Source organism: Arthrobacter cavernae, from assembly GCF_017368795.1.
In the GTDB taxonomy this organism is placed as follows: Bacteria; Actinomycetota; Actinomycetes; order Actinomycetales; family Micrococcaceae; genus Arthrobacter; species Arthrobacter cavernae.
This window is the reverse complement of sequence record NZ_JAFNLL010000029.1, coordinates 1-22134: the sequence shown is the minus strand read 5'-3', so window position 1 is coordinate 22134 and position 22134 is coordinate 1. Positions and strand designations below refer to the sequence as shown.

The 22134-nt window shown below is 66.5% G+C and carries 15 protein-coding genes and 1 pseudogene; 13 read left to right on the top strand and 3 right to left on the bottom strand.

What is annotated here, in order from left to right:
• The first annotated feature begins 45 nt into the window (after positions 1 to 45).
• Both J1902_RS12495 and J1902_RS12490 read left to right on the top strand, forming a co-directional pair.
• The gene (locus J1902_RS12495; RefSeq protein WP_207616649.1) at positions 46 to 1308 is read left to right on the top strand and encodes a sensor histidine kinase; all 1263 of its coding nucleotides are present in this window, start codon (positions 46 to 48) and stop codon (positions 1306 to 1308) included.
• Positions 1305 to 1985, top strand: coding sequence for a winged helix-turn-helix domain-containing protein (locus J1902_RS12490; protein WP_207616577.1), 681 nt, complete (start codon positions 1305 to 1307; stop codon positions 1983 to 1985). Before J1902_RS12495 ends, J1902_RS12490 begins: the two co-directional genes overlap by 4 nt.
• Positions 1986 to 2120: 135 nt before the next feature.
• Here J1902_RS12490 and J1902_RS12485 read toward each other — a convergent pair whose 3' ends face one another.
• Positions 2121 to 2651: a hypothetical protein gene (locus J1902_RS12485; protein ID WP_207616648.1), complete on the bottom strand. Its 531-nt coding sequence runs from the start codon at positions 2649 to 2651 to the stop codon at positions 2121 to 2123.
• A 295-nt stretch (positions 2652 to 2946) separates the two neighbouring features.
• Here J1902_RS12485 and J1902_RS12480 point away from each other — a divergent pair, with 295 nt between their 5' ends.
• The 5 genes from J1902_RS12480 (at position 2947) to rlmB (ending at position 7431) form a co-directional block, all read left to right on the top strand.
• Positions 2947 to 3429, top strand: coding sequence for a CarD family transcriptional regulator (locus tag J1902_RS12480; RefSeq protein WP_207616576.1), 483 nt, complete (start codon positions 2947 to 2949; stop codon positions 3427 to 3429).
• A 64-nt stretch (positions 3430 to 3493) separates the two neighbouring features.
• Positions 3494 to 4276: a 2-C-methyl-D-erythritol 4-phosphate cytidylyltransferase gene (gene ispD / locus J1902_RS12475; protein ID WP_207616575.1), complete on the top strand. Its 783-nt coding sequence runs from the start codon at positions 3494 to 3496 to the stop codon at positions 4274 to 4276.
• 38 nt (positions 4277 to 4314) lie between these two features.
• Positions 4315 to 4824 carry a 2-C-methyl-D-erythritol 2,4-cyclodiphosphate synthase gene (gene ispF / locus J1902_RS12470; RefSeq protein ID WP_207616647.1) on the top strand — a complete coding sequence of 170 codons (510 nt, stop codon included), beginning with the start codon at positions 4315 to 4317 and terminating at the stop codon, positions 4822 to 4824.
• A gap of 80 nt (positions 4825 to 4904) precedes the next feature.
• A complete protein-coding gene (cysS, locus tag J1902_RS12465; RefSeq protein WP_207616574.1) occupies positions 4905 to 6359 on the top strand; it encodes a cysteine--tRNA ligase in 1455 nt (484 codons plus the stop codon).
• Between the two features lie 79 nt (positions 6360 to 6438).
• Positions 6439 to 7431, top strand: coding sequence for a 23S rRNA (guanosine(2251)-2'-O)-methyltransferase RlmB (gene rlmB, locus J1902_RS12460; RefSeq protein WP_207616573.1), 993 nt, complete (start codon positions 6439 to 6441; stop codon positions 7429 to 7431).
• A gap of 167 nt (positions 7432 to 7598) precedes the next feature.
• Here the strand turns inward: rlmB and J1902_RS12455 are convergent, their stop codons facing one another.
• Positions 7599 to 8414, bottom strand: a complete 816-nt coding sequence (locus tag J1902_RS12455; RefSeq protein ID WP_207616572.1) for a carbon-nitrogen hydrolase family protein — start codon at positions 8412 to 8414, stop codon at positions 7599 to 7601.
• A gap of 257 nt (positions 8415 to 8671) precedes the next feature.
• Here J1902_RS12455 and glgX point away from each other — a divergent pair, with 257 nt between their 5' ends.
• The 3 genes and pseudogenes from glgX to J1902_RS12440 all read left to right on the top strand — a co-directional run bounded on the left by glgX (position 8672) and on the right by J1902_RS12440 (position 11435).
• The gene (gene glgX / locus J1902_RS12450) at positions 8672 to 10801 is read left to right on the top strand and encodes a glycogen debranching protein GlgX (protein WP_207616571.1); all 2130 of its coding nucleotides are present in this window, start codon (positions 8672 to 8674) and stop codon (positions 10799 to 10801) included.
• Between the two features lie 108 nt (positions 10802 to 10909).
• Positions 10910 to 11069: pseudogene (locus J1902_RS12445) on the top strand (ribonuclease domain-containing protein); the annotation flags it as partial.
• Between the two features lie 6 nt (positions 11070 to 11075).
• Positions 11076 to 11435 (top strand): barstar family protein, encoded by a 360-nt coding sequence (locus J1902_RS12440; RefSeq protein ID WP_207616570.1) that lies wholly within the window; start codon positions 11076 to 11078, stop codon positions 11433 to 11435.
• Positions 11436 to 11567: 132 nt separating this feature from the next.
• Here the strand turns inward: J1902_RS12440 and glgP are convergent, their stop codons facing one another.
• Positions 11568 to 14192, bottom strand: coding sequence for an alpha-glucan family phosphorylase (glgP, locus tag J1902_RS12435; RefSeq protein WP_207616569.1), 2625 nt, complete (start codon positions 14190 to 14192; stop codon positions 11568 to 11570).
• Between the two features lie 132 nt (positions 14193 to 14324).
• Between glgP and J1902_RS12430 the strand changes: the two genes are divergently transcribed.
• From J1902_RS12430 to J1902_RS12420, 3 genes are read left to right on the top strand one after another with little or no spacing between them, the layout of a single operon-like run.
• Positions 14325 to 16403: an alpha-1,4-glucan--maltose-1-phosphate maltosyltransferase gene (locus J1902_RS12430; protein WP_307794441.1), complete on the top strand. Its 2079-nt coding sequence runs from the start codon at positions 14325 to 14327 to the stop codon at positions 16401 to 16403.
• On the top strand, positions 16403 to 18199 hold the full coding sequence (gene treS, locus J1902_RS12425; RefSeq protein ID WP_207616567.1) for a maltose alpha-D-glucosyltransferase: 1797 nt from the start codon (positions 16403 to 16405) through the stop codon (positions 18197 to 18199). The genes J1902_RS12430 and treS overlap by 1 nt, the downstream gene beginning before the upstream one ends.
• 1 nt (position 18200) lies before the next feature.
• Complete coding sequence (locus J1902_RS12420) at positions 18201 to 21854, top strand: 1,4-alpha-glucan branching enzyme (RefSeq protein WP_207616566.1); 3654 nt, start codon at positions 18201 to 18203, stop codon at positions 21852 to 21854.
• Positions 21855 to 22134 lie beyond the last annotated feature (280 nt).

Genomic DNA, 22134 nt, shown 5'->3' with positions numbered 1-22134 from the left:
ATACTTTGCGGCGTTTCCAGCGCATAAGCTGGATGCGTGGATCCATTGCTCTTAGCTGTCATTGCAGGCCTGGTAGGGCTGTCGCTGGGGGTCTTTGGCATGCTCGCATTCAGGATCAGCGAACGCCAGCGCCGGATCGTGGATCTGGACGTCGCCGAGCCGCTGCTGCCGGAAGGCGCCGCGGAGGTGCTCGCCGTCGTCGGCCGTGCCTTTGTGGTGGTGGACGCCATCGACGGCGTGGTCCGCGCGAGTCCCGCCGCCTATGCCTACGGCTTGGTGCGGGGCCACACGGTGGTCCACAAGCAGCTTCTGGACATGACCGCCCGTGTCCGCCGCGATGGCGTGATCCTGGAAGAGCAGTACGAGCTCCCGCGCGGGCCCCTCGGCAAGGGGACCATTGTGGTTCAGGTCCGGGCCGCCATGCTCGGCTGGGAATACATTGTGCTCCTGGCCGACGACCGCACCGAGATCACCCGGACTGAGGAGATCCGCAACGACTTCGTGGCAAATGTGTCCCACGAACTGAAAACCCCTGTGGGCGCCATTTCGCTGCTGGCCGAGGCGCTGGAGGCCAGCCCGGACGACGAGGTGGCCGTCCGCCGCTTCGCCAAGCGCATGCACAAGGAGTCGGCCCGGCTCGCGGCCCTGGTCCAGGACATCATCGAGCTCTCGCGCCTCCAGGGCGCCAACGTCGCCCAGCAGGGCCACGCCGTGGACATCAACGCCGTCGTTGCCGAAGCCGTGGACCGCTCGCAGCTCCCGGCCGAAAGCAAGAACATCCAGATCATCGTGGGTGGCCATTCCGACAGCCTGGTCTTCGGCGACCAGGACCTGCTGGTCACGGCGTTGCGCAACCTGATCGACAACGCCATCCGCTACTCCCCGGAAAACACCCGGGTGGGCGTCGGCGTCCGCACCAAGGAAGGCGTGGTGGCGATCTCGGTTACGGACCAGGGCGAAGGCCTCAGCCCCGAGGACCAGGAACGCGTCTTCGAGCGCTTCTACCGCGTGGACTCTGCCCGCTCGCGGCACACCGGCGGCACGGGCCTTGGCCTGAGCATCGTCAAGCATGTGGTGTCCAACCACGGCGGCGAGGTCACGCTGTGGTCCCAGCCGGGCCAGGGATCCACCTTCACCCTGCGCCTTCCGGAGATGGAAGGCCAGGACGACGACGCCGGGCGCCCGGCTCCTGCAGCAGCCCTGCCCGCGGCGGTGCCCGCCTCGCCCGGCGGCGCCGTGTCCGAAACCCGAAACTTGAGTCAACCCACGGGCGCCTCCGGCGCCCAAGAGCAAGGAGCCAGCGCTTGAGCCGGATTTTGATTGTGGAGGACGAGGAGTCCTTCAGCGACCCCCTGTCCTATCTGTTGGGCAAAGAGGGCTTCGACGTCGAGGTGGTGGACAACGGCAGCGATGCGTTGATCGAATTCGACCGCAACGGCGCCGACCTGGTCCTGCTGGACCTGCAGCTCCCCGGAACCCCCGGAACCGAGGTCTGCCGCCAGCTGCGCCAGCGCTCCAGCGTCCCGGTGATCATGCTGACCGCCAAGGACTCGGAAATCGACAAGGTGGTGGGCCTGGAACTCGGTGCCGACGACTACGTCACCAAGCCATACTCCTCCCGCGAGCTCGTAGCCCGCGTCCGCGCCGTGCTGCGCCGCCAGGGCGAACCGGAGGAACTGATCACCTCCACGGTCCAGGCCGGTCCCGTCCGCATGGACATCGAACGCCATGTGGTCAGCGTCAACGGCGAGCAGGTTGCCCTGCCGCTGAAGGAGTTCGAACTGCTCGAGATGCTGCTCCGCAACTCCGGCCGTGTCCTGACCCGCGGGCAGCTGATCGACCGTGTCTGGGGCTCGGACTATGTGGGCGACACCAAGACCCTTGACGTCCACGTCAAGCGCCTGCGCAGCAAGATCGAGCCCGATCCCTCGGCCCCGCGCTTCCTGGTGACGGTCCGCGGCCTCGGCTACAAGTTCGAGCCGTAGGCCGCGAGCCACGGCGAGCGGGCCGCCGGCGAGCAAGCCAGGGCGAGCAGGCCGCCGGGCCATGAAACCGGCCAACAGCAAAAGGGAAGGACCCCCGCGGAGGTCCTTCCCTTTGTGTTTGCTGGAGGTGGCCAGTTAGTGGCCGGCGCCCTGGCTCGGCGTGGCCGCGGGGGAGGGTGTGCTCGTCGGCGTCGAACCTGCCGGCAGGTACTTCACGTATTCGGCCAGGGTGCCGTCAACCACGGGGACCTTCACGGTGCGGGATTCGGAACCGCTGCGGATGGTCACGGGAGCCAGCGAGCCGGGGTTGGCGCCGCTGGTGCTCAGGACCGCGGCGTCGGCGGCGTCGTTCAGGTACGTCTCGGAGTTGGCCTTGACCGGAATCTGCGTCTGCGAGCCCTTGGCGCCGCTGATCGTCAGGGTTCCGTCATTGCTGGAGTCGTTGAACACGGCACCGATGACGCGGCCCGGCTGGTCCGTGCCAGTGGAGACGATGATGAGATTGCGCAGCTTGAGCGGGCCGAGATCCTCGTTGATGCCATCGGAAGCCGCGTACTGGTGGGAAGTCTGCTGGGCGTTGACGTAGCCGCAGCCCGTCACCGACAGAAGGCCGACGCCGATTGCGGCCGCCGCAATTGCCAGCTTGCCGCGCTGGACAGGGTTCATCGCAGTAATGCGCACGACACCTACTCCTCAAGAGTCATTGGAACACTTTTTCAGGCCTAGCCTATCGGCAAACGGCCTGAAACAAGGATTCGTCCCGGCAATGTGGCGTCTGCGGTGGCTGGGACCGGGTGGCGCCGCGGGCCTTCCTGATGCACCTTTCGTGCGTTTCGTCAAGGGGGTCCGGAGGGCCGTTTGGGGCCTAGTTCCCTTTATTGGCGCGGCAGGAGGGGTCCTTCGATGCCAGTCGTATGCCTTAACCGTGATAAACTGGTCTGCGGGAAAGGGGAAAGTCCACATGGTTTTTGAGGTCGGCGAGACAGTAGTTTACCCTCACCACGGTGCAGCAAAAATTGAGGAAATCAAGATGCGCACCATCAAGGGCGTTGAGAAGATGTATCTCAAGCTCAAGGTGGCTCAGGGTGATCTGACCATTGAAGTTCCAGCAGAGAACGTAGACCTTGTTGGGGTTCGGGACGTAGTCGGCAAAGAAGGCTTGGAGCACGTATTCGATGTGCTTCGCGCCGAGTTCACTGAAGAACCCACCAACTGGTCGCGTCGTTACAAGGCAAACCTGGAGAAGCTTGCTTCCGGTGACGTCATCAAGGTGGCAGAGGTCGTCCGCGACCTGTGGCGCCGTGATCACGACCGCGGCCTTTCCGCAGGTGAGAAGCGCATGTTGGCCAAGGCTCGCCAGATTCTGATCTCAGAATTGGCCCTGGCCGAGAAGACCGACGAAGAGAAGGCAGCCAGCGTTCTCGACGAGGTTCTTGCTTCCTAAGAATTGAGCCCCGGCAGCAGATTGCTGCCGGGGTTTCTTTTTGCCCGAAAGTAGACTGGGGCGCATGACTAATCCAGCAAAGCGTCCGGTCACCGCCGTCATCGTGGTCGCGGCAGGCTCCGGTGAACGGCTCGGCTACGGCATGCCCAAGGCAAAGGTGCCCCTGGGCGGCGAAACGATCCTCACCCACGCGCTGCGCGGTGTGGCCGCGGCGGACGTCGCCCGGCAGATCTGCGTGGCCGTTCCGAAGGGCGATACTCAGCTCCGCGCCCTGTGCGCCGCGTTCGCCGCCGAGCTCGGCGACTCAAGCACCCAGATCACAGTGGTCGACGGCGGTTCCACGCGTTCGGATTCCGTCCGCTCAGCCCTCGCGGCCTTGCTGGACGGCACCGAAGCCGTACTCGTGCATGACGCGGCCCGTGCCCTGACCCCGGAGCGTGTCTTCCACCGGGTTGCGGACGCCTTGGCCGCCGGTGCGAAGGCAGTCATCCCGGCGATTCCGGTGGTGGATACCGTCAAGACGGTCATCGAGACCCATGGCGACGACGCCGCCGTCGCCCCCGAGCTCGTCACGGGAACGGCGCCCCGCGAGGCACTCCGCGCTGTCCAGACGCCCCAGGGCTTCGAGGTGGCAACCCTGCGGCGCGCCCACGATGCCGCCCTGCTGTTCGACGACGCCCAATCGGCGGCTGTCACTGACGACGCCATGCTCGTGGAACTCCTGGGTGTTCCCGTGCATGCCGTCCGCGGGGCCAGCCAGTCCCTGAAGATCACCACCCCGCTGGACCTGATCATCGCCGAGGGCCTGCTCGAAGGGCCTCTCGGGATCCGCTGGGTGGAAGGCTGATGGCCGCACCCGCCGCCCCCAACACCGCAGGAGGACACATGCTGCTGCCGCGCACCGGAATCGGCGTGGACGTGCACGCCTATGCGTCCGACGACGACCCCCGGCCCCTGTGGCTCGGCGGCTTGTTCTGGGAGGGAGAGCGCGGACTGGCGGGCCACTCCGACGGCGACTGCGTGGCCCACGCCGCGGCCGACGCCCTCTTTTCGGCCTGCGGCATCGGCGACCTCGGAACCCACTTCGGCACCGACCGGCCCGAACTTGCGGGTGCCTCCGGCGTGACCCTCCTCGGCGAGGCAGCCCGGATCGTCCGGGCGGCCGGCTTCGAGATCGGCAATGTGGCCGTGCAGTTCGTGGCGAACCGGCCCAAGTTCGGTCCCCGCCGCGAGGAATCCCAGCGCGTCCTCAGCGAGGCCGTCGGCGCGCCGGTCAGCGTCACTGCCACCACTAGCGACGGCCTGGGCTTCACCGGCCGGGGCGAAGGCATCTCGGCCGTGGCCACGGCGCTCGTCTGCACCGTCCCGGCCGCCCCCGCAGGAGAACCCGCATGAGCAAGCCGCGCACCGCCGTCGTTCTCTCCGCTGCAGTGGCAGCAGGCCGTATGGCGGCGGGCATCGGCTAATCTGGAGCGGTGACCCTGCGCTTTTACGACACTGCCTCCGCCGAAGTCCGCGACTTCGTTCCCCTCGAAGCCGGCACGGCCAGCGTGTACTACTGCGGGGCCACGGTCCAGGGCATGCCGCACGTGGGCCACGTCAGGTCCGCGATCGCCTTCGACCAGCTGACGCGCTGGCTCGAATACCGCGGCCTGCGGGTCACCGTGGTCCGCAACGTCACGGACATCGACGACAAGATCCTGGCCAGGTCCGAGCAGTCGTTCGGCCCGGACTGGGCTGAGGAACCGTCGGCGAAGCAGGCCGAGGAATGGTGGGCGCTGGCCTACCGCTACGAGCAGGAATTCGAGCAGGCCTACGACGCCCTCGGCGTCGGCCGTCCCACGTACGAGCCGCGCGCCACCGGCCACATCCCGGAAATGCACGCACTCATCCAGCGCCTCATCGACCGCGGCCACGCCTACCCGGCGCTGGACGGCTCCGGCGACGTCTACTTCGACGTCCGCTCCTGGAGCAAGTACGGGTCCCTGACGCGCCAGAACATCGATGACATGCAGGGAGCCCCCGACGCCGATCCCCGCGGCAAGAAGGATCCCCGCGACTTTGCGCTGTGGAAGGGTTACAAGGACGGCGAGCCGTCCTCGGCAAGCTGGGCATCGCCGTGGGGCGCCGGCCGCCCCGGCTGGCACCTGGAATGCTCGGCGATGGTCACCAAGTACCTTGGCACGCGGTTCGATATCCATGGCGGCGGACTCGACCTGCGCTTCCCGCACCACGAAAACGAAATGGCCCAGTCGCAGGCCGCGGGCGATGACTTCGCGAACTTCTGGATGCACAACGGCATGGTCACCTATGAGGGTGAAAAGATGTCCAAGTCCATCGGCAACACGGTGAGCCCGGCCGAGATGCTGTCGCTCGCATCGGCCCGGGTGGTCCGCTACTACCTTGGCCAGGCCCAGTACCGCTCCATCCTTGACTACCGTCCTACTTCGCTGCAGGAGGCGGCGGCCGCCGTCGAACGCATCTACGGCTTCATCGCCAAGGCTGCCAGGAAGTTTGGCGGGGACTTTACCGCCCACGCGGAATCGAACACCGTGCCGGAGGCCTTCGGCACGGCGATGGACGACGACCTGAACGTGCCGCAGGCCTTGGGCGTGCTGCACGAGACCGTCCGGGCCGGCAACACGGCGCTGGCGGCCGGGGACGACGCTGGTGCCCAGCAGGCCCTGCGCGCCGTCATGGCCATGACCACGGTCCTGGGCCTGAACGATGTCCAGGGCGAGGCGCAGGACAACCCGCAGCTCTCGCAGGCCCTCGAGGTCCTGGTCGAGGCCCAGCTGGCGGCGCGTGCCGAGGCACGGGCCAACAAGAACTGGGCGGCGTCCGACGCCATCCGCGACACCCTCGCGGCCGCCGGAATCGTGGTCGAAGATGGTGCGGACGGCGCGAGTTGGAGCCTCAAAAGGGACTGAGAAAGCCGCGGAATCTCGATTTAACTTGATTCAGTAGACTGGATAGCAGACTTACTCACAAAATCAAGGATGGAAACTCATGGCCAACAACGGTCGCCGGTCGGTCAAGAAGAAGAAGGGCCCCACTACCGGAACCGGTGGCCACGGCCGCAAGGCCCTGGAGGGCAAGGGTCCCACGCCCAAGGCGGAAGACCGCACCTACCACAAGGCGCACAAGAACAAGCAGTTGGCTGAGCGCTCGGCTGCCAAGCGCGGCACGGGCACCCGCCCCGGCGGCGCCGGCGCACGCTCCGGCCCCAAGGGCCGTGCCACGGAAGAGATGGTCACGGGCCGCAACTCCGTCGTCGAGGCACTGCGCGCCGGCATCCCGGCCAAGGCCCTGCACGTCGCCATCCGCATCGAGATGGACGACCGCGTCAAGGAGTCCCTGAAGCTTGCGGCCGAGCGCGGCATCCCGCTGCTGGAAACCGGGAAGCCGGAACTGGACCGCATGACCGAGGAAGCCGTCCACCAGGGCCTCGTGCTGCAGATCCCGCCGTACGAGTACCAGGACGCCTACGACCTCGCCGAGGAAACCATCGCCAAGTGGAAGAAGGGGCATGTCTCCAACGCCCCCATCTTCGTGGCACTGGACGGCATCACCGACCCCCGCAACCTGGGCGCCATCATCCGCTCCGTCTCGGCCTTCAGCGGCCACGGCGTGATCGTTCCCGAGCGCCGCTCCGTGGGCGTCACAGCCTCCGCCTGGAAGACCAGCGCAGGTGCGGCCGTCCGCGTCCCCGTGGCACGCGCGGCCAACCTGAACAACGCCCTCAAGCAGTTCAAGAACATGGGCATCTACGTGCTCGGCCTGGACGGCGAGGGCGATGTCTCGCTGCCCGATCTGACCGTGGCCACCGAGCCTGTCTGCATCGTGGTCGGCTCCGAAGGCAAGGGCCTCAGCCGCCTGGTGCGCGAAAACTGCGACCAGATCGTCTCCATCCCGATCGACTCCGCCATGGAATCGCTCAACGCCTCCATGGCGGTGGGCATCTCCCTGTACGAAGTCTCAAGGCAGCGCGCGGCTAAGTAGGCTCAGTGGTGCGGTGGGTGGCGGCACGACCGCCATCCTCCGCGTGCTGCTCCTTCGTCGCTTTGACGCACGCTTCCGGATGCCGGCCGCGCCGCCAACGCTCTCTCACTTTTGGGGCTTAAAGCTGCAACGCTCTCTCACCTCTCGGTGGGGGAGCGTTGCTGTTCTTATTGGAATTCGCGGCGGTTGGCCAGGACGGGAAGTTTCGTTCTGGCTTCCTCGACGACGGCGGGGTCCAGTTCGGCGAAGAGGAGGCCCGGTTCGGCGTCGAGGGCTTCAAGCACCTGGCCCAAGGGGGAAACGACGGCGGAGTACCCCACTCCGGTGGGGGCAGCGCCCTTGGGCTCGATGCCTTGGGTCACGGGGTCGCCCTGGCCGCAGGCCAGCACGAATGTGGTGGTGTCCACGGCGCGGGCGCGGGCCAGGAGCTGCCACTGCTCGGCCTTGCCCGGACCGGATCCCCAGGACGCGCAGACGATGTTGGCCACCGCGCCCCGCAGGGCGTTGGCCGTGAAAAGGGCCGGGAATCGGATGTCGTAGCAGGTTGCCAGGCCAAAGGTCAGACCGCCGGCCTCGAAGGTGACGGGCTCGGTGCCGGGATCGACGGTGTCCGACTCGGCGAAGCCGAAGGCGTCGAAGAGGTGGATCTTGTCGTAGCTTGCGTCGACGTCGGGGCCGGTGGCGATCAGTGTGTTGCGGACCTTGGACCCGGCCGTTCCGGTGCCGCCCGTGCCGGGCGTGAACATGCCGGCAACGATGACGATATGCAGCTCCGCGGCGATCTCGCGCACCCGGGTGGCCCACGGTCCGTCGAGCGGCTCGGCGATGTCCACGAGCGAATTCCCGAACGCCCGCATGGTGGCCTCGGGGAAGACCACCAGTTCGGCTCCGCCGTCCTTGGCACGCCGGGCGTAGTCCTCCAGGAGTGAGAGGTTCCCGGCGAGATCACGGCCGGTAATGACTTGAGCGAGTGCTACACGCACAGTTACCTCCAGTTTGGTGTACCCGTAAAGTATGCAACGGCAAACGGGGTGCACGGTGCCGGCCCGGCGAAACAAAAGGCGCCGGCTGCCACGTCACCGAATGGCCGAATCACTCGTCCGGCGGGATATTTCAGCATGTGAACGGCACATTCGGCCGGTGCGGTACTGCCCGGGATACCGGAACTGACGTGCCGGGAGGATCGTCACATGAGCGGCCAGCAGCGCAGTTCCGAGGCCGGGAACTAAGCTTGCAATCAATGGTTATGCCGATTATTGACACAGCATCCACCTTGGGCGCATCGCGGCCCTCGCCGCTCGGACTGAGCATCCCCCAGCCCGGGCTTCCGTACGCCGAGGAGCCTGCTCCGGACTCCGTGAACGTGGCCGTCTTCGCCCCGGACCTGAGGCACGTTGAGCTCGCCTACCAGGCCCCGGGCGAGGGGTGGCGCGCCCATACACTTCCTTACCAGGAAGACGGCGTGCACTTCGGGATTGTCGGGGGCATGCCGCCAGGCACCCGGTACGGCTTCCGCGCCGCACCCGGAGAGGGCGGGCTCCCCCTGTCCGTCCCGGCACCGGACTTCGATGCCATGGCCGAGGCCACCGACGGCGGCCAGCCGCTGCTGCTGGATCCTTACGGCCGGGCCGTGGACCAACGGGGCGAATTCCTCACCAGTGTCTGCATGGATTCCGCTTTTGACTGGGGCGACGACTTCGCCCGGCGCATTCCCATGCGCAGCACCATCATCTACGAGGCACACGTCCGCGGCCAGTCCATGCTGCACCCAGGCATCCCCGAGCACCTCCGCGGCACGTACGCCGGTATGGCCCACCCGGCCATGATCAAGCATCTGAGCGAGCTGGGCGTGACCGCCGTCCAGCTGCTTCCGGTGCACTTCCACCTCGACGAGGCGCATCTCCAGGACCTTGGCCTGACCAACTACTGGGGCTACAACACGGCCGCCTTCTTCGCGCCGCACGCGGACTACGCCACGGAAGCGGCCCGCAACGCCGGACCGCACGCGGTGCAGGACGAGCTCAAGGGCATGGTGAAACTCCTGCATGCCGCCGGCATCGAGGTCCTTCTCGACGTCGTCTACAACCACACGGCCGAGGCCGGGCCGGACGGGCCCGCGCTGAGTTTCCGCGGCCTGGCCGAGGGCCGCTACTACCGGCACGACGCCCACGGCCGCTACCTGGACACCACCGGCTGCGGCAATACGCTCGATTTCAGCGATCCCGCGGTGGTCGGGATGGCCCTCGATTCGCTGCGGTACTGGGTGAACGAGTTCCATATTGATGGCTTCCGCTTCGACCTGGCCGTGACCCTGTGCCGCAACGAGGGCAACCAGTTCGACCCCCGGCATCCGTTCCTCACCGGGATCGCCGAGGATCCGGTTCTGTCCAAGGTCAAGCTCATCGCCGAACCTTGGGATGTGGGGTACGACGGCTGGCAGACGGGGCGGTTCCCGGAGGGCTGGGCGGACTGGAACGACCACTTCCGCGACGGCGTTCGGCGCTTCTGGCTGTCCGACCGTGCTGCCATCGAATCGGGCGGGCACGGCAGTCCTGTCACTTTGCTCGCCGACGCCCTTTCCGGTTCGGCCGGCCTCTTCGCGCAGTCCGGCCGTTCGCGCCTGGCCTCGATCAACCTCATCACCGCCCATGACGGCTTCACGCTGATGGACTTGGTCCGCTACGACCGCAAACACAACGAGGACAACGGGGAGGAGAACCGGGACGGCCATGGCGACAACCGCAGCTACAACCACGGTGTCGAGGGCCGCACGGAGAACGGGGCGGTGGTTGCTGCCCGGGGGCTGTCCATCCGGAACCTGCTGACCACCTTGATCATGTCGGTCGGGGTCCCCATGATCACGGCCGGCGATGAACTGGGTCGAACACAGAACGGCAACAACAACGCCTACTGCCAGGACAACCACATGGCGTGGCTCGACTGGGGCATGTCGCACGAGTCCAGCGCCATCCTCCGGACCACCAAGGAGCTCATTGAGCTGCGCAGGTCCTTCCTCCGGCACCAGCCCTGGGATTTTCCCGCGAAGGCGGACGACTCTTTCCTGCAGTGGTTTGATGACAAGGGCAAGCGGATGACGCCCACCCGCTGGCATGACCCTGCACTGCGGGTGGTGCAGCTCCTGATGGGCGCCGAGGACAGCGAAATCCGCGGCCTGATCGTGGTCAACGGGAGCAAGAACGACCTCAAGATCGTCCTGCCCGAGATCCTGAGCGAGTCCGGCGTCGGCAAACGCATGTTCGAGCTCCGCTTCACCACCTCCGAACTCCACGAGCGCAGACAGGGCGCCTTGGTGGCTTCCGGCGAGCGGGATATCCTGCAAGCCAACACCATCAACATCTACCGCACCTAGGGATCCATCACATGAAGCGGAGCAGCAGCAGGCTGCTTGCCTTGGCGGGACTTGTCATCGCCGTCGTTGTTCTCGTCCTCGGGTCTGGCGGCCGTCAACGCCTCGCAGCTGCCGAAGAAATCCGGTGGATACTACAAGGGAATACACAGTGAAGACTCCCGGTGAGTCGGACCGCGGTCCACGCCGGATCATCGCCGGCAAGGACGGCGCCAAGTACTACACGCCGGACCACTACGAATCGTTCAAGTTCATCGTCGAAGGCAAGTAGGAGCCCATGAAGATCTATTCAGCAGACACTTGGACGATCGAGGAACTTCAGCAGCAGGTCAGCGACGCCGGCCGCCGCACGGTCCTGGTGCCCCCCGCCGACAGCAAGAAGGCAGTCCTGGAGGTCTTCGGCCAGGTCCTCGACTTTCCCGAATACTATGGCGTGAACCTCGACGCCCTCAACGACTCCCTGCATGACTTCGCCGACTCCCTGTCAGAAGACGGCGAAGCCCCGGTCACCCTGATCTGGCAGGTCCCGGCGGCCTACCGCACGGACCGTTCCTTCGGAGTGGTCTGCGAAATCCTCCAGGACGCCGAATCCTACTCAGGCCGCGACCTCGCAGTAATCGCGGTCTTCCAAAACTAACGTCGCCAACCGCCAACGGCGCTTTCCACAAAACGAACGCCGGATGTCAGTTATCCGGAAGCGTGCGTCAAAAGCGAGGAACGAGCTAGCACGCGGAGGATGACTGACATCCGGCGGATGTCTGGAAACGGCTTAGGCGTTGACGATCAGCCCCAGTTCGGCCTTGGACGCCAGCGCCGAATGCTTCGGGAAGACCCGCACGGTGTAGCCGAAGGAGCCGGAGCGGTTGATCACCACGGAGCCGCTGAACAGGTGGCGGCCGTTGCCGAGGTTCTCCAGGGCGCCCAGCTCGGCCACAGTGACTTCCTCGAGTTCGTCGGACTCCTCGGCCCGCCCGTAGGCCACCTCCACGGACACGTCGTCCGGGGTGAGGTTGTGCAGGGCGACGTAGGCGTTGACCTGCAGGGTGTCGCCGATCTGCGGTTCCTCGGAGACGCCCACGGAGTCCACGTGTTCCACCATGAGCTGCGGCCAGGCGGCGCGGACCTTGGACGTCCAGGCGGCGAGTCCCTTGGCTTCCTTGAAGGACTCAGCCGCGGCCCGGCGTCCTGATACGGCTGCGGGGCGGTACAGCGTGTTGACGTAGTCCTGCAGCATGCGCTCGGCGGAGACGGCCGGGCCCAGGTGGGCCAGGGTGTGCTTGATCATGGACACCCAGTGCGTCGGGACGGCCTCCGGCCGCGGCTGGGAGGGCCCGGCCGCGCCGGCGCCGTCGGACACCGTGGAGCCGTAGAAGCGCGGGGCGACCTGGGTTTCCAGGAGTTCGTACAGGGCCGCGGCTTCGATGTCGTCGCGTTCCTCGCTGGACGCGCCGTTGTTGGCCGTCGGGATCGCCCAGCCGTTCTCGCCGTCGTACATCTCGTCCCACCAGCCGTCCAGCACGGAGAGGTTGAGGGAACCGTTGATGGCGGCCTTCATGCCGGACGTGCCGCAGGCTTCCAGCGGGCGCAGCGGGTTGTTCAGCCATACATCGCAGCCGGGGAACAGGGTCCGTGCCATGGCGATGTCGTAGTTGGGCAGGAACACGATCCGGTGCCGGACCGCGGGGTCGTCGGTGAAGCGGACCAGGTCCTGGATCATCTTCTTGCCGGCGTCGTCGGCCGGGTGGGACTTGCCCGCGATGACGAGCTGGATGGGGTGCTGGGGGTCGAGGAGCAGGGCCTTGAGCCGCTTGGGGTCACGCAGCATGAGCGTCAGGCGCTTGTAGGTGGGCACGCGGCGGGCGAAGCCGATGGTCAGCACATCCGGGTCCAGCACAGTGTCGGTCCAGCCCAGTTCGGCGTCGGCGGCCCCGCGCTTCTTCCACGAGGCCCGCAGCCGGCGCCGCACATCCTCGACCAAGGACGCGCGCAGCTGCCGGCGCATGGCCCAAACATCTTCGTCGCTGACGTTGTAGGCGAGGTCCCAGCGGCCCAGGGCCTCGGCCTCGGAGCCGAACTGCTCACGGGCCAGCATGGCGATCCGCGGGTCCACCCAGGTGGGCACGTGGACGCCGTTGGTCACCGAGGTGATGGGGATTTCGGAGTGGTCGAATCCCGGCCAGAGCCCGGCGAACATTTCCCGGGAGACCACGCCGTGCAGCTTGGCCACACCGTTGGCGCGCTGGGCGAGGCGGAGCCCCATGACGGCCATGTTGAACACGGACGGGTTGCCGCCGTCGTAGTTTTCGCGTCCCAGTTCCAGGATCTTCTCGGTGGGCACCGCGGGCGCCAGTCCGGCTTCGAAGAAGTGCTTGATCTGCACGGTCTCGAAGCGGTCGATGCCGGCAGGGACCGGGGTGTGCGTGGTGAACACCGTGGAGGCGCGGCCGGCGGCCAGGGCTTCGTCCCAGGTGAGCGGTTCGTTGGGGTCCGCCATGGCCTCCTGGATGCGTTCGATGCCCAGGAAGCCGGCGTGGCCTTCGTTGGTGTGGAAGACTTCGGGTGCGGGGGTGCCGGTGAGCTGCTGGTAGACGCGCAGCGCCTTGACGCCGCCCATGCCGAGCAGCAGCTCCTGCTGCAGGCGGTGGTCTCCGCCGCCGCCGTACAGGCGGTCGGTGATGCCGCGGGCGGCGTCGTCGTTGGCCGGAACGTTGGAGTCCAGCAGCAGCAGCGGCACACGCCCGACGTCGGCACGCCAGACGTGCGCGTGGAGCGTGCGGCCGTTGGGCAGCGGGAGGGAAATCTGTACCGGCTTGCCCGGGACGCCGCCCTTGGAGTGCTGGCGCAGCAGCGTCAGGGGCAGGCCGTCCGGGTCCAGGACCGGGTACGTTTCCTGCTGCCAGGCGTCGCGGGACAGCGACTGCTTGAAGTAGCCGGCCTGGTACAGGAGCCCGACGCCGATCAGGGGCACGCCCAGGTCCGAGGCGGCCTTGAGGTGGTCGCCGGCCAGGATGCCGAGGCCGCCGGAGTACTGGGGGAGCACCTCGGTGATGCCGAACTCGGGCGAGAAGTAGGCAATGCAGGCGGGTGCGTCCTCGCCCAGGCCCTGGTACCAGCGGGGCTGGCTGAGGTAGCGGTCCAGGTCGGCAGCCGCGGACTGGATGCGCTCAACGACTCCGCTGTCGGCGGCCAGCTCCTCCAGCTTTTCCCGGCTGATCGAACCCAGCAGGGCGATGGGGTCGTGATGGCTCTCTTCCCAGAGCTCCGGGCTGAGGCCCGCAAAGAGCTCACGCGTGGGCCGGTGCCAGGACCAGCGCAGGTTGGTCGCGAGCCGTGCCAGGGGCCGGATCGACTCGGGGAGGACGGTACGGACTGTAAACCTTCGGATTGCCTTCACGAGCGCCACACTAACGGACTCCCACGACAGCTGGAACCGGTTTTGGTTTCTTTTAGGTAAATGACTCCTTGCAAGCAGGAGTATGTGACGGCGCCTTAGCAATCTGTGATTTTTGTCGCTAACGTCGAGGCTGTGACCACTACTTTGCGAGCCAGCTCACCATCGAAAACCAAGACGAAGGCGCACATTACAGACGGGCTCCGCTTCGGCAGGTTCCCCATCACTGCAGTGCAGCCGGTCATCGAGGATGGCCGCTTTCCCGCCAAGGCCCTGCCGGGCGAGGACTTGGTGGTGGGCGCCACGGTGTTCCGCGAAGGCCACGACCAGCTGGGCGTCACCGCCGTCTTGCTCGATCCCAAGGGCAAGGAGCGCCAGCGCGTCCGCCTCGCGCCGGCTCCGGGCGTGCGCGGCATGGGCACGGACCGTTGGGAGGGGCTGCTGACCCCTACCGCCCCGGGCGCCTGGTCGTTCGTCATCGAGGCCTGGCACGACCGCTACGGCACCTGGCACCACAACGCCGAGGTCAAGGTTGAAGCCGGGATCGACGTCGAGCTCATGCTCGCCGAGGGTGCCGCCCTCCTTGCGGGAGCAGCCGACGACGCCGGACGCAGCGCCGCGGACAAGCGCACCTTCCGTGCCGCGGCGGCAGCGCTCGCCGACACGGCGAAATCCGCCGAGGAGCGCCTGGGCGCCGGCTTCGGCGCGGACGTGGCTGCCGCCGTCGGGCGTTTTCCGATCCGCGAACTCGTGGCCGTATCCGAAACGTACCCGTTGCTGGTTGAGCGCGAGCTTGCTGGCCGCGGCTCCTGGTATGAGTTCTTCCCCCGCTCCGAAGGTGCCGTCCTGGACCGGGCCACCGGCGAATGGACGTCGGGGACCTTCCGTACGGCGGCGAAGCGGCTCGACGCCGTGGCCGGCATGGGCTTCGATGTCATCTACCTGCCGCCGATCCACCCGATCGGCGTCCAGCACCGCAAGGGGCGCAACAACACACTGACTCCGGGCCCGCAGGACCCCGGCTCGCCGTGGGCCATCGGCGCCAAGGAAGGCGGGCACGACGCCATCCACCCGGATCTGGGCACCTTTGAGGATTTCGATGCCTTCGTGGCGCGTGCTGCCGAACTCGGCCTCGAGGTCGCCCTGGACCTGGCCCTGCAGGCCGCGCCGGACCACCCCTGGGTGGAATCGCACCCCGAATGGTTCACCACGCGCGTGGACGGCAGCATCGCGTATGCGGAAAACCCGCCCAAGAAGTACCAGGACATTTTCCCGCTGAACTTCGACAACGACCCCGAGGGCCTGTCCAAGGAGATCCTGCGGATCGTGTTCCTGTGGATCAGTCACGGAGTGAAGATCTTCCGCGTGGACAACCCGCACACCAAGCCCGTGTGGTTCTGGGAATGGCTCATCGGCAAGGTGAACAAGAAGCACCCCGAGGTCGTGTTCCTGGCGGAGGCGTTCACCCGCCCTGCCATGATGCACGCCCTGGGCCGGGCCGGCTTCCAGCAGTCTTACACCTACTTCACCTGGCGCAACACCAAGGCCGAGCTTGAGGAATACTTCACCGAGGTCAGCCACGAAAGCCCGGCCTACTTCCGGCCGAACTTCTTCGTCAACACCCCGGACATCCTCACCGAGTACCTGCAGTACGGCGGCCCCGCGGCCTTCCGCATCCGCGCCGCGCTCGCGGCCACGGCCAGCCCGCTCTGGGGCGTCTACGCCGGCTACGAACTGTATGAGCACGTGGCCAGGCCCGGCGCCGAGGAATACATCGACAACGAGAAGTACGAGTACAAGGACCGCGACTGGGACGGCGCCGCCGCCTCCGGACATACCTTGGCGCCGTACATCACCCGGCTCAACGCCATTCGCAAGGCGCACCCCGCGCTGGGCGATCTGCAGAACCTCACCCTGCACCACAGCACCGATGACGCCACGATCGTCTACTCCAAGCACAAGACGCTGCCAGACGGCAGCAAGGACACCCTGATCATCGTCGTCAACGTGGACCCGCACAGTGCACGCGAGAGCACGGTTTCCCTGGATCTGGCTGCCCTGCAGCTGGATCCCGCCGATACCGGTGCAAACGGACGCTTCCGGGTGGATGATTTGATCAGCGGCCAGAGCTGGGAGTGGGGCGGGGACAACTACGTACGGCTTGACGCCCACATCGAGCCGGCGCACATCCTCAGCATCCGGAGGCAACCTTAGTGAGCTTCACCCCGTCGAATCCCGGCCAGTACTTCACCCCGAAGAACACCTTCGAACTGAGCGCCCCCGGTCTCCAGCATGATCCACACTGGTACCGGAAAGCGGTCTTCTACGAAGTACTGGTCAGGGCATTTGCGGATGCTAACGGAGACGGCTCCGGGGACTTTCACGGCCTCATCGACAAGCTGGACTACCTGCAGTGGCTTGGCGTGGACTGCCTCTGGCTGCCGCCGTTCTTCCATTCCCCGCTGCGCGACGGCGGCTACGACATCGCGGACTACAACTCGGTCCTGGACGAGTTCGGCACCATCAGCGATTTCAAGCGGCTCGTTGCCGAGGCGCACGCCCGGGGCGTCCGCGTCATCATCGACCTGCCACTGAACCACACCTCGGACCAGCACATGTGGTTCCAGGAATCCCGCAGGGACCCCTCCGGGCCGTACGGGGATTTCTATGTCTGGAGTGACACCGACGAGAAGTACCAGGACGCGCGCATCATCTTCGTGGACACGGAGGAGTCCAACTGGACCTTTGACCCGATCCGCCGGCAGTTCTTCTGGCACCGTTTCTTCAGCCACCAGCCGGACCTGAACTTCGAAAACCCCAAGGTGGTGGAATCGCTCTACGATGTGATCCGCTTCTGGCTGGACCAGGGGATCGACGGGTTCCGGGCGGACGCCATCCCGTACCTCTTCGAAGAAGAGGGCACCAACTGCGAGAACCTGCCCGCAACGCACACGTTCCTGCGCGATCTGCGCAAGATGGTGGACGAAAACTACCCCGGCCGCGTGATCATCGCCGAGGCAAACCAGCCTCCCCACGAGGTGGTCGAATACTTCGGCACGGAGGAGGAACCGGAATGCCACATGGCCTTCCATTTCCCCATCATGCCCCGGCTGTACTACGCGCTGCGGGACCAGAAGGCCGCCCCCATCATCGAAACGCTGCGCGAGACGCCGGACATCCCGGCGGGCGCGCAGTGGGGTACGTTCCTGCGCAACCACGATGAACTGACCCTGGAAATGGTCACCCAGGACGAACGGGCGGCCATGCTCGGCTGGTATGCCCCGGATCCGCGGATGCGGGCCAACATCGGCATCCGCCGCCGGCTGGCCCCGCTGCTGGACAACTCACGGGCCGAGATCGAACTCATCAACGCCCTGCTGCTCTCCCTGCCGGGCAGCCCGTTCCTGTACTACGGCGACGAAATCGGCATGGGCGACAACATCTGGCTGGATGACCGCGACGCCGTCCGGACCCCGATGCAGTGGAATCCTGACCGGAACGCCGGCTTTTCCAGCGCCGATCCCGGGAAGATCTATCTCCCGGTGATCCAGTCGCTGGTCTACAACTACGGCATGGCCAACGTGGAAGCCGAAGCCGCGCACTCGGGATCCCTGCTGCGCTGGACCCGCCAGGTGCTCAGCGTCCGGCGGAACCATCCGGTCTTTGGCCTGGGCGGTTTCCGACACGTTGAGGCGGACCACGAAGTGGTGCTGGCCTACGTCCGGGAGCTCAGCGAGGGCAACGCCGAAGGCGAAGAGGCAGAGACGATTCTGTGCGTCTTCAACCTCTCCCAGCACCCGGTGGCCACCACACTGGACGTTCCCGAGTACGCGGGACGCGGGCTCCGCGACGTGTTCGGCGGCCAGCCGTTTCCTGCCGTCGGGGACAACGGCAGGCTGACGCTGACGCTCGGCAGCCACAGCTTCTACTGGCTCCGTTTGCGCTCGGCCTTCTCCAACCCCACATCTCCCTACACGCAGGCCGTCCCTGTGGTGGCGTCCAAAGGATGAGATGAGGCAGGGCACTTTTGATCCTTCCATGGAGGAACTGCTCCGGGCATGGCTGCCCGGGAAACGCTGGTTCCCGGTCAAGAACGCCGGTTTCGGCCTGGAACGCGTAGGCGGCTTCCCGCTGGGGGACCTGGGCAGCGACGCCGTGCTGGACATCGTCCTCGCGGCCGTGTCCTACCAAACGGCCGACGGCGGCGGCCGTGCCGACGTCGTGCAGCTCCCCTTGAGCTTCAGGTCCGCGCCGCTCGACGACGCCGGGTCTGCGCTGGTGGGCGAAGCCACGCTTCCGGGCCTGGGGCGCCGCTGGATCTACGACGCCGTGCATGACCCCCTGTTCATCGCGGCGTGGCTGGACCTCATGCAGCACGAACGCTCCACAGCCGACGGCGCCGCCAGCGGCCACCTCGTCCGGCCCGGCTTTGCGCTCCCGGCAGCGGGATCAGGCGTCCGGGTCCTGTCCGGCGAGCAGTCCAACACTTCGGTGATCGTCGACGACGGCGCGGGCGCGGCGATGGTGAAGATCTTCCGGGTCCTTTCCGCCGGTCGGAATCCCGAGGTGGAGCTTGGCGCCGCACTGACCGCGGCCGGTACCTCCGAGGTCCCTGCGACGCTGGGCTGGATCACCGGATCCTGGGCAACGCCTGCCGGGACGGCAAGCGGTGAACTCGCTGTGGCCCATGAATTCCTTAACGGCTGCCTGGACGCCTGGCGGCTGGCCGTTGACGCAGCAGCAGCGGGCGCCGACTTCAGCGCAGAAGCCCATGCGCTCGGCGTTGCCACAGCCACGGTCCACGACAGGCTCGCGCGCACCCTGGGAAGCAGCGCGGAAACGCATCCGGGCAGGGACATCGCACCCGCAGTAGCAGGGCGCATCCGCCGCTCGTGGACGGAAGCAGCTGCCGCCGTCGGGCCCTATGACGACAGGCTCGAAACGCTTCTGGCGCGGCTCGACGGGCAAGGCGCCGGGCGCCTGCAGCGCATCCACGGCGACCTGCACCTCGGCCAGATCCTGCAGGTCCCTGCAGTGCCGGGCGGGCCCGGGAGGTGGGCCATCCTCGACTTCGAAGGGGAGCCCCTGCGGCCCATCTCCGAGCGCAACCTCCCCGACATGCCGCTGCGCGATGTGGTCGGCATGCTGCGCTCCTTCGACTACGCCGCCGGCGCCGCCGGGCGCGAAAACCCGGGCGCCAGGATCCCCACGCGCTGGGTGGACGACTGCGCCGAGGCATTCCTGGCCGGCTACGGCGAAGTCACGCCCGGAACCATAGACCGCCGCTCTCCACTCTTTGTGGCATTGTGGCTGGACAAGGCCTTATACGAAGTGGTTTACGAGCTGCGGAACCGGCCGGAGTGGCTCCCCATTCCGGCCAACGCATCGCGACAACTCCTCGACAACATGAGCCCCGGCAAGCATGCCGCGGCTACAGCGGAAGGTAATGAAATGACTGGCTCTGCACGTACCGAACGGCCCCGCGTCCCCTTGCATGTGGACGCCGAGACCCTGGCCCGTGTGGCGGCCGGCGCGCACCATGCTCCGCACTCCGTGCTGGGGGCACACCTTGATGACCACGGACATGTCACAGTCCGTACGGTGAAACACTTGGCGGATTCCGTGGCCGTGGTGACTGAAGCAGGCACCACGCCCATGAAGCACGAGAGCGACGGCATCTGGACGGTCGTCCTGGAACCGCTCCAGGCCGGGCACGTGCCGGACTACCGTCTTGAGGTTGTGTACGACGGCGGCGAGCCGCTGACAGTGGATGACCCCTACCACTACCTCCCCACAGTCGGTGAGCTTGACCTGCACCTGATCGGCGAGGGCCGGCACGAGCGGCTCTGGGACACGCTGGGCGCCCACGTCCAGCGGTACCGTTCGGCGCTGGGCGACGTGGACGGCGTCTCGTTCGCCGTGTGGGCTCCCAATGCGCAGGCCGTGCGCGTCAAGGGCGATTTCAACGACTGGGACGGCCGCCAGCATGCGCTGCGCTCGCTGGGCTCCTCGGGCGTCTGGGAAATCTTTGTCCCCGGTGTTGTAGCAGGGGCGTGCTACAAGTTCGAGTTGCTCTCCAAGGCCGGTCACTGGGTGGAGAAGGCCGATCCCCTTGCCTTCGGCACGGAGGTTCCGCCGCTGACGGCATCCCGTGTGGTGGAGTCGCACTACCGCTTCAAGGACGCGGCCTGGATGACCGCCCGAGCCGACCGCGATCCGCACAATTCGCCCATGAGCGTTTACGAAGTCCACCTGGGCTCGTGGCGCCTGGGCCTCGGCTACAAGGAGCTGGCCAAGGAGCTCGTGGAGTACGTCAAGTGGCTCGGCTTCACCCATGTCGAGTTCATGCCGGTTGCAGAGCACCCCTTCGGCGGCTCGTGGGGCTACCAGGTCACCTCCTACTACGCACCCACCTCACGCTTCGGGCACCCGGACGAATTTCGTTTCCTCGTCGATTCCCTGCACCAGGCAGGGGTCGGCGTCCTGCTGGACTGGGTCCCGGCACACTTCCCCAAGGACGAATGGGCCCTGGCCCGCTTCGACGGCGAAGCGCTCTACGAACACGCCGACCCCAGGCTCGGAGAGCACCCGGACTGGGGCACGCTGATCTTCGACTTCGGCCGGACCGAGGTCCGGAACTTCCTGGTGGCCAACGCGCTGTACTGGCTGGATGAATTCCACATCGATGGACTTCGCGTGGACGCCGTGGCCTCCATGCTCTACCTGGACTACTCGCGCGAAGACGGCCAGTGGTCGCCCAACAAGTTCGGCGGCCGGGAGAACCTCGATGCCATCTCCTTCATGCAGGAAGTCAACGCCACCATCTACAAGACCCACCCCGGCGCAGTGACCATCGCCGAGGAGTCCACCGCCTTTTCCGGAGTGACCGCACCCACGGACCACGGCGGACTCGGCTTTGGCCTGAAGTGGAACATGGGCTGGATGCACGATTCGCTCAAGTACATCGCCGAGAACCCGGTGAACCGCAGCTGGCACCACGGAACCATCACGTTCTCCATGATCTACGCGTTCTCGGAGAGCTTCCTGCTGCCCATCAGCCACGACGAAGTGGTGCACGGCAAGGGCTCCATGCTGCGCAAGATGCCCGGTGACCGCTGGCAGCAGCTGGCCAACCTGCGTGCCTTCCTCGCCTACCAGTGGGCGCACCCGGGCAAGCAGCTGATCTTCATGGGCACCGAATTCGGCCAGGAAGCCGAATGGTCCGAACAGCACGGACTCGACTGGTTCCTGGCGGACATCCCGGCGCACCGCGGACTGCAGCAGCTGACCCGCGATCTGAACGGGCTCTACGCCTCGACGCCGGCCCTGTACGAACAGGACAATGAGCCCGCCGGCTTCACCTGGATCAACGGCGGCGACTCGAACCGCAACGTCCTGACCTTCATCCGCTGGGACACCGAGGGCAAGCCGCTCGTCTGTGCAGTGAACTTCTCGGGCGGCCCGCACGAGGACTACATCCTCGGCGTGCCCGTGGCCGGGAAGTGGCGGGAAGTCCTGAACACCGATGCCGAGGTCTATGGCGGATCAGGCGTGGTCAACACCGGAAGCCTCGCCGCCACGGCACCCGGAGTGGACGGACAGCCTGCGTCGCTGAGCGTAACCTTGCCGCCGCTCGGCTCCACCTGGTTCACGCCGGCGGGCTAAGCAACAGTCCGCGGAAGCCCTTCGAGGGCCCGGAAACCACGCGTTTCCGGGCCCTCTTCCGCGTCATTCCGGGCTTCCAGGGCCCTCCTCGGCGAGGGCTTTGCCAGCCCGGAAAAGTGGTGGTATAGTTAGTACCCGCGCAGCTCCCCAGTGGAGATCGGTGAAGTTGACATGCATCCACATGGAAATCAAGTCAAGAACGCCGATTTGACTCGGAGGAAGCCATCGTGTAAGTTTGAAAAGTTGCTCCGGAGCGAGCCGGTCCCCTTGGTGGGGGTTG

Excerpts from the sequence above, each read along its gene's own strand:
- J1902_RS12480 (WP_207616576.1), top strand. The coding sequence starts at position 2,947 with ATGGTTTTTGAGGTCGGCGAGACAGTAGTTTACCCTCACCACGGTGCA.
- ispF (WP_207616647.1), top strand. The coding sequence starts at position 4,315 with ATGCTGCTGCCGCGCACCGGAATCGGCGTGGACGTGCACGCCTATGCG.
- J1902_RS12420 (WP_207616566.1), top strand. The coding sequence starts at position 18,201 with ATGAGGCAGGGCACTTTTGATCCTTCCATGGAGGAACTGCTCCGGGCA.
- J1902_RS12440 (WP_207616570.1), top strand. The coding sequence starts at position 11,076 with ATGAAGATCTATTCAGCAGACACTTGGACGATCGAGGAACTTCAGCAG.
- ispD (WP_207616575.1), top strand. The coding sequence starts at position 3,494 with ATGACTAATCCAGCAAAGCGTCCGGTCACCGCCGTCATCGTGGTCGCG.
- glgX (WP_207616571.1), top strand. The coding sequence starts at position 8,672 with ATGGTTATGCCGATTATTGACACAGCATCCACCTTGGGCGCATCGCGG.
- rlmB (WP_207616573.1), top strand. The coding sequence starts at position 6,439 with ATGGCCAACAACGGTCGCCGGTCGGTCAAGAAGAAGAAGGGCCCCACT.
- J1902_RS12485 (WP_207616648.1), bottom strand. The coding sequence starts at position 2,651 with ATGAACCCTGTCCAGCGCGGCAAGCTGGCAATTGCGGCGGCCGCAATC.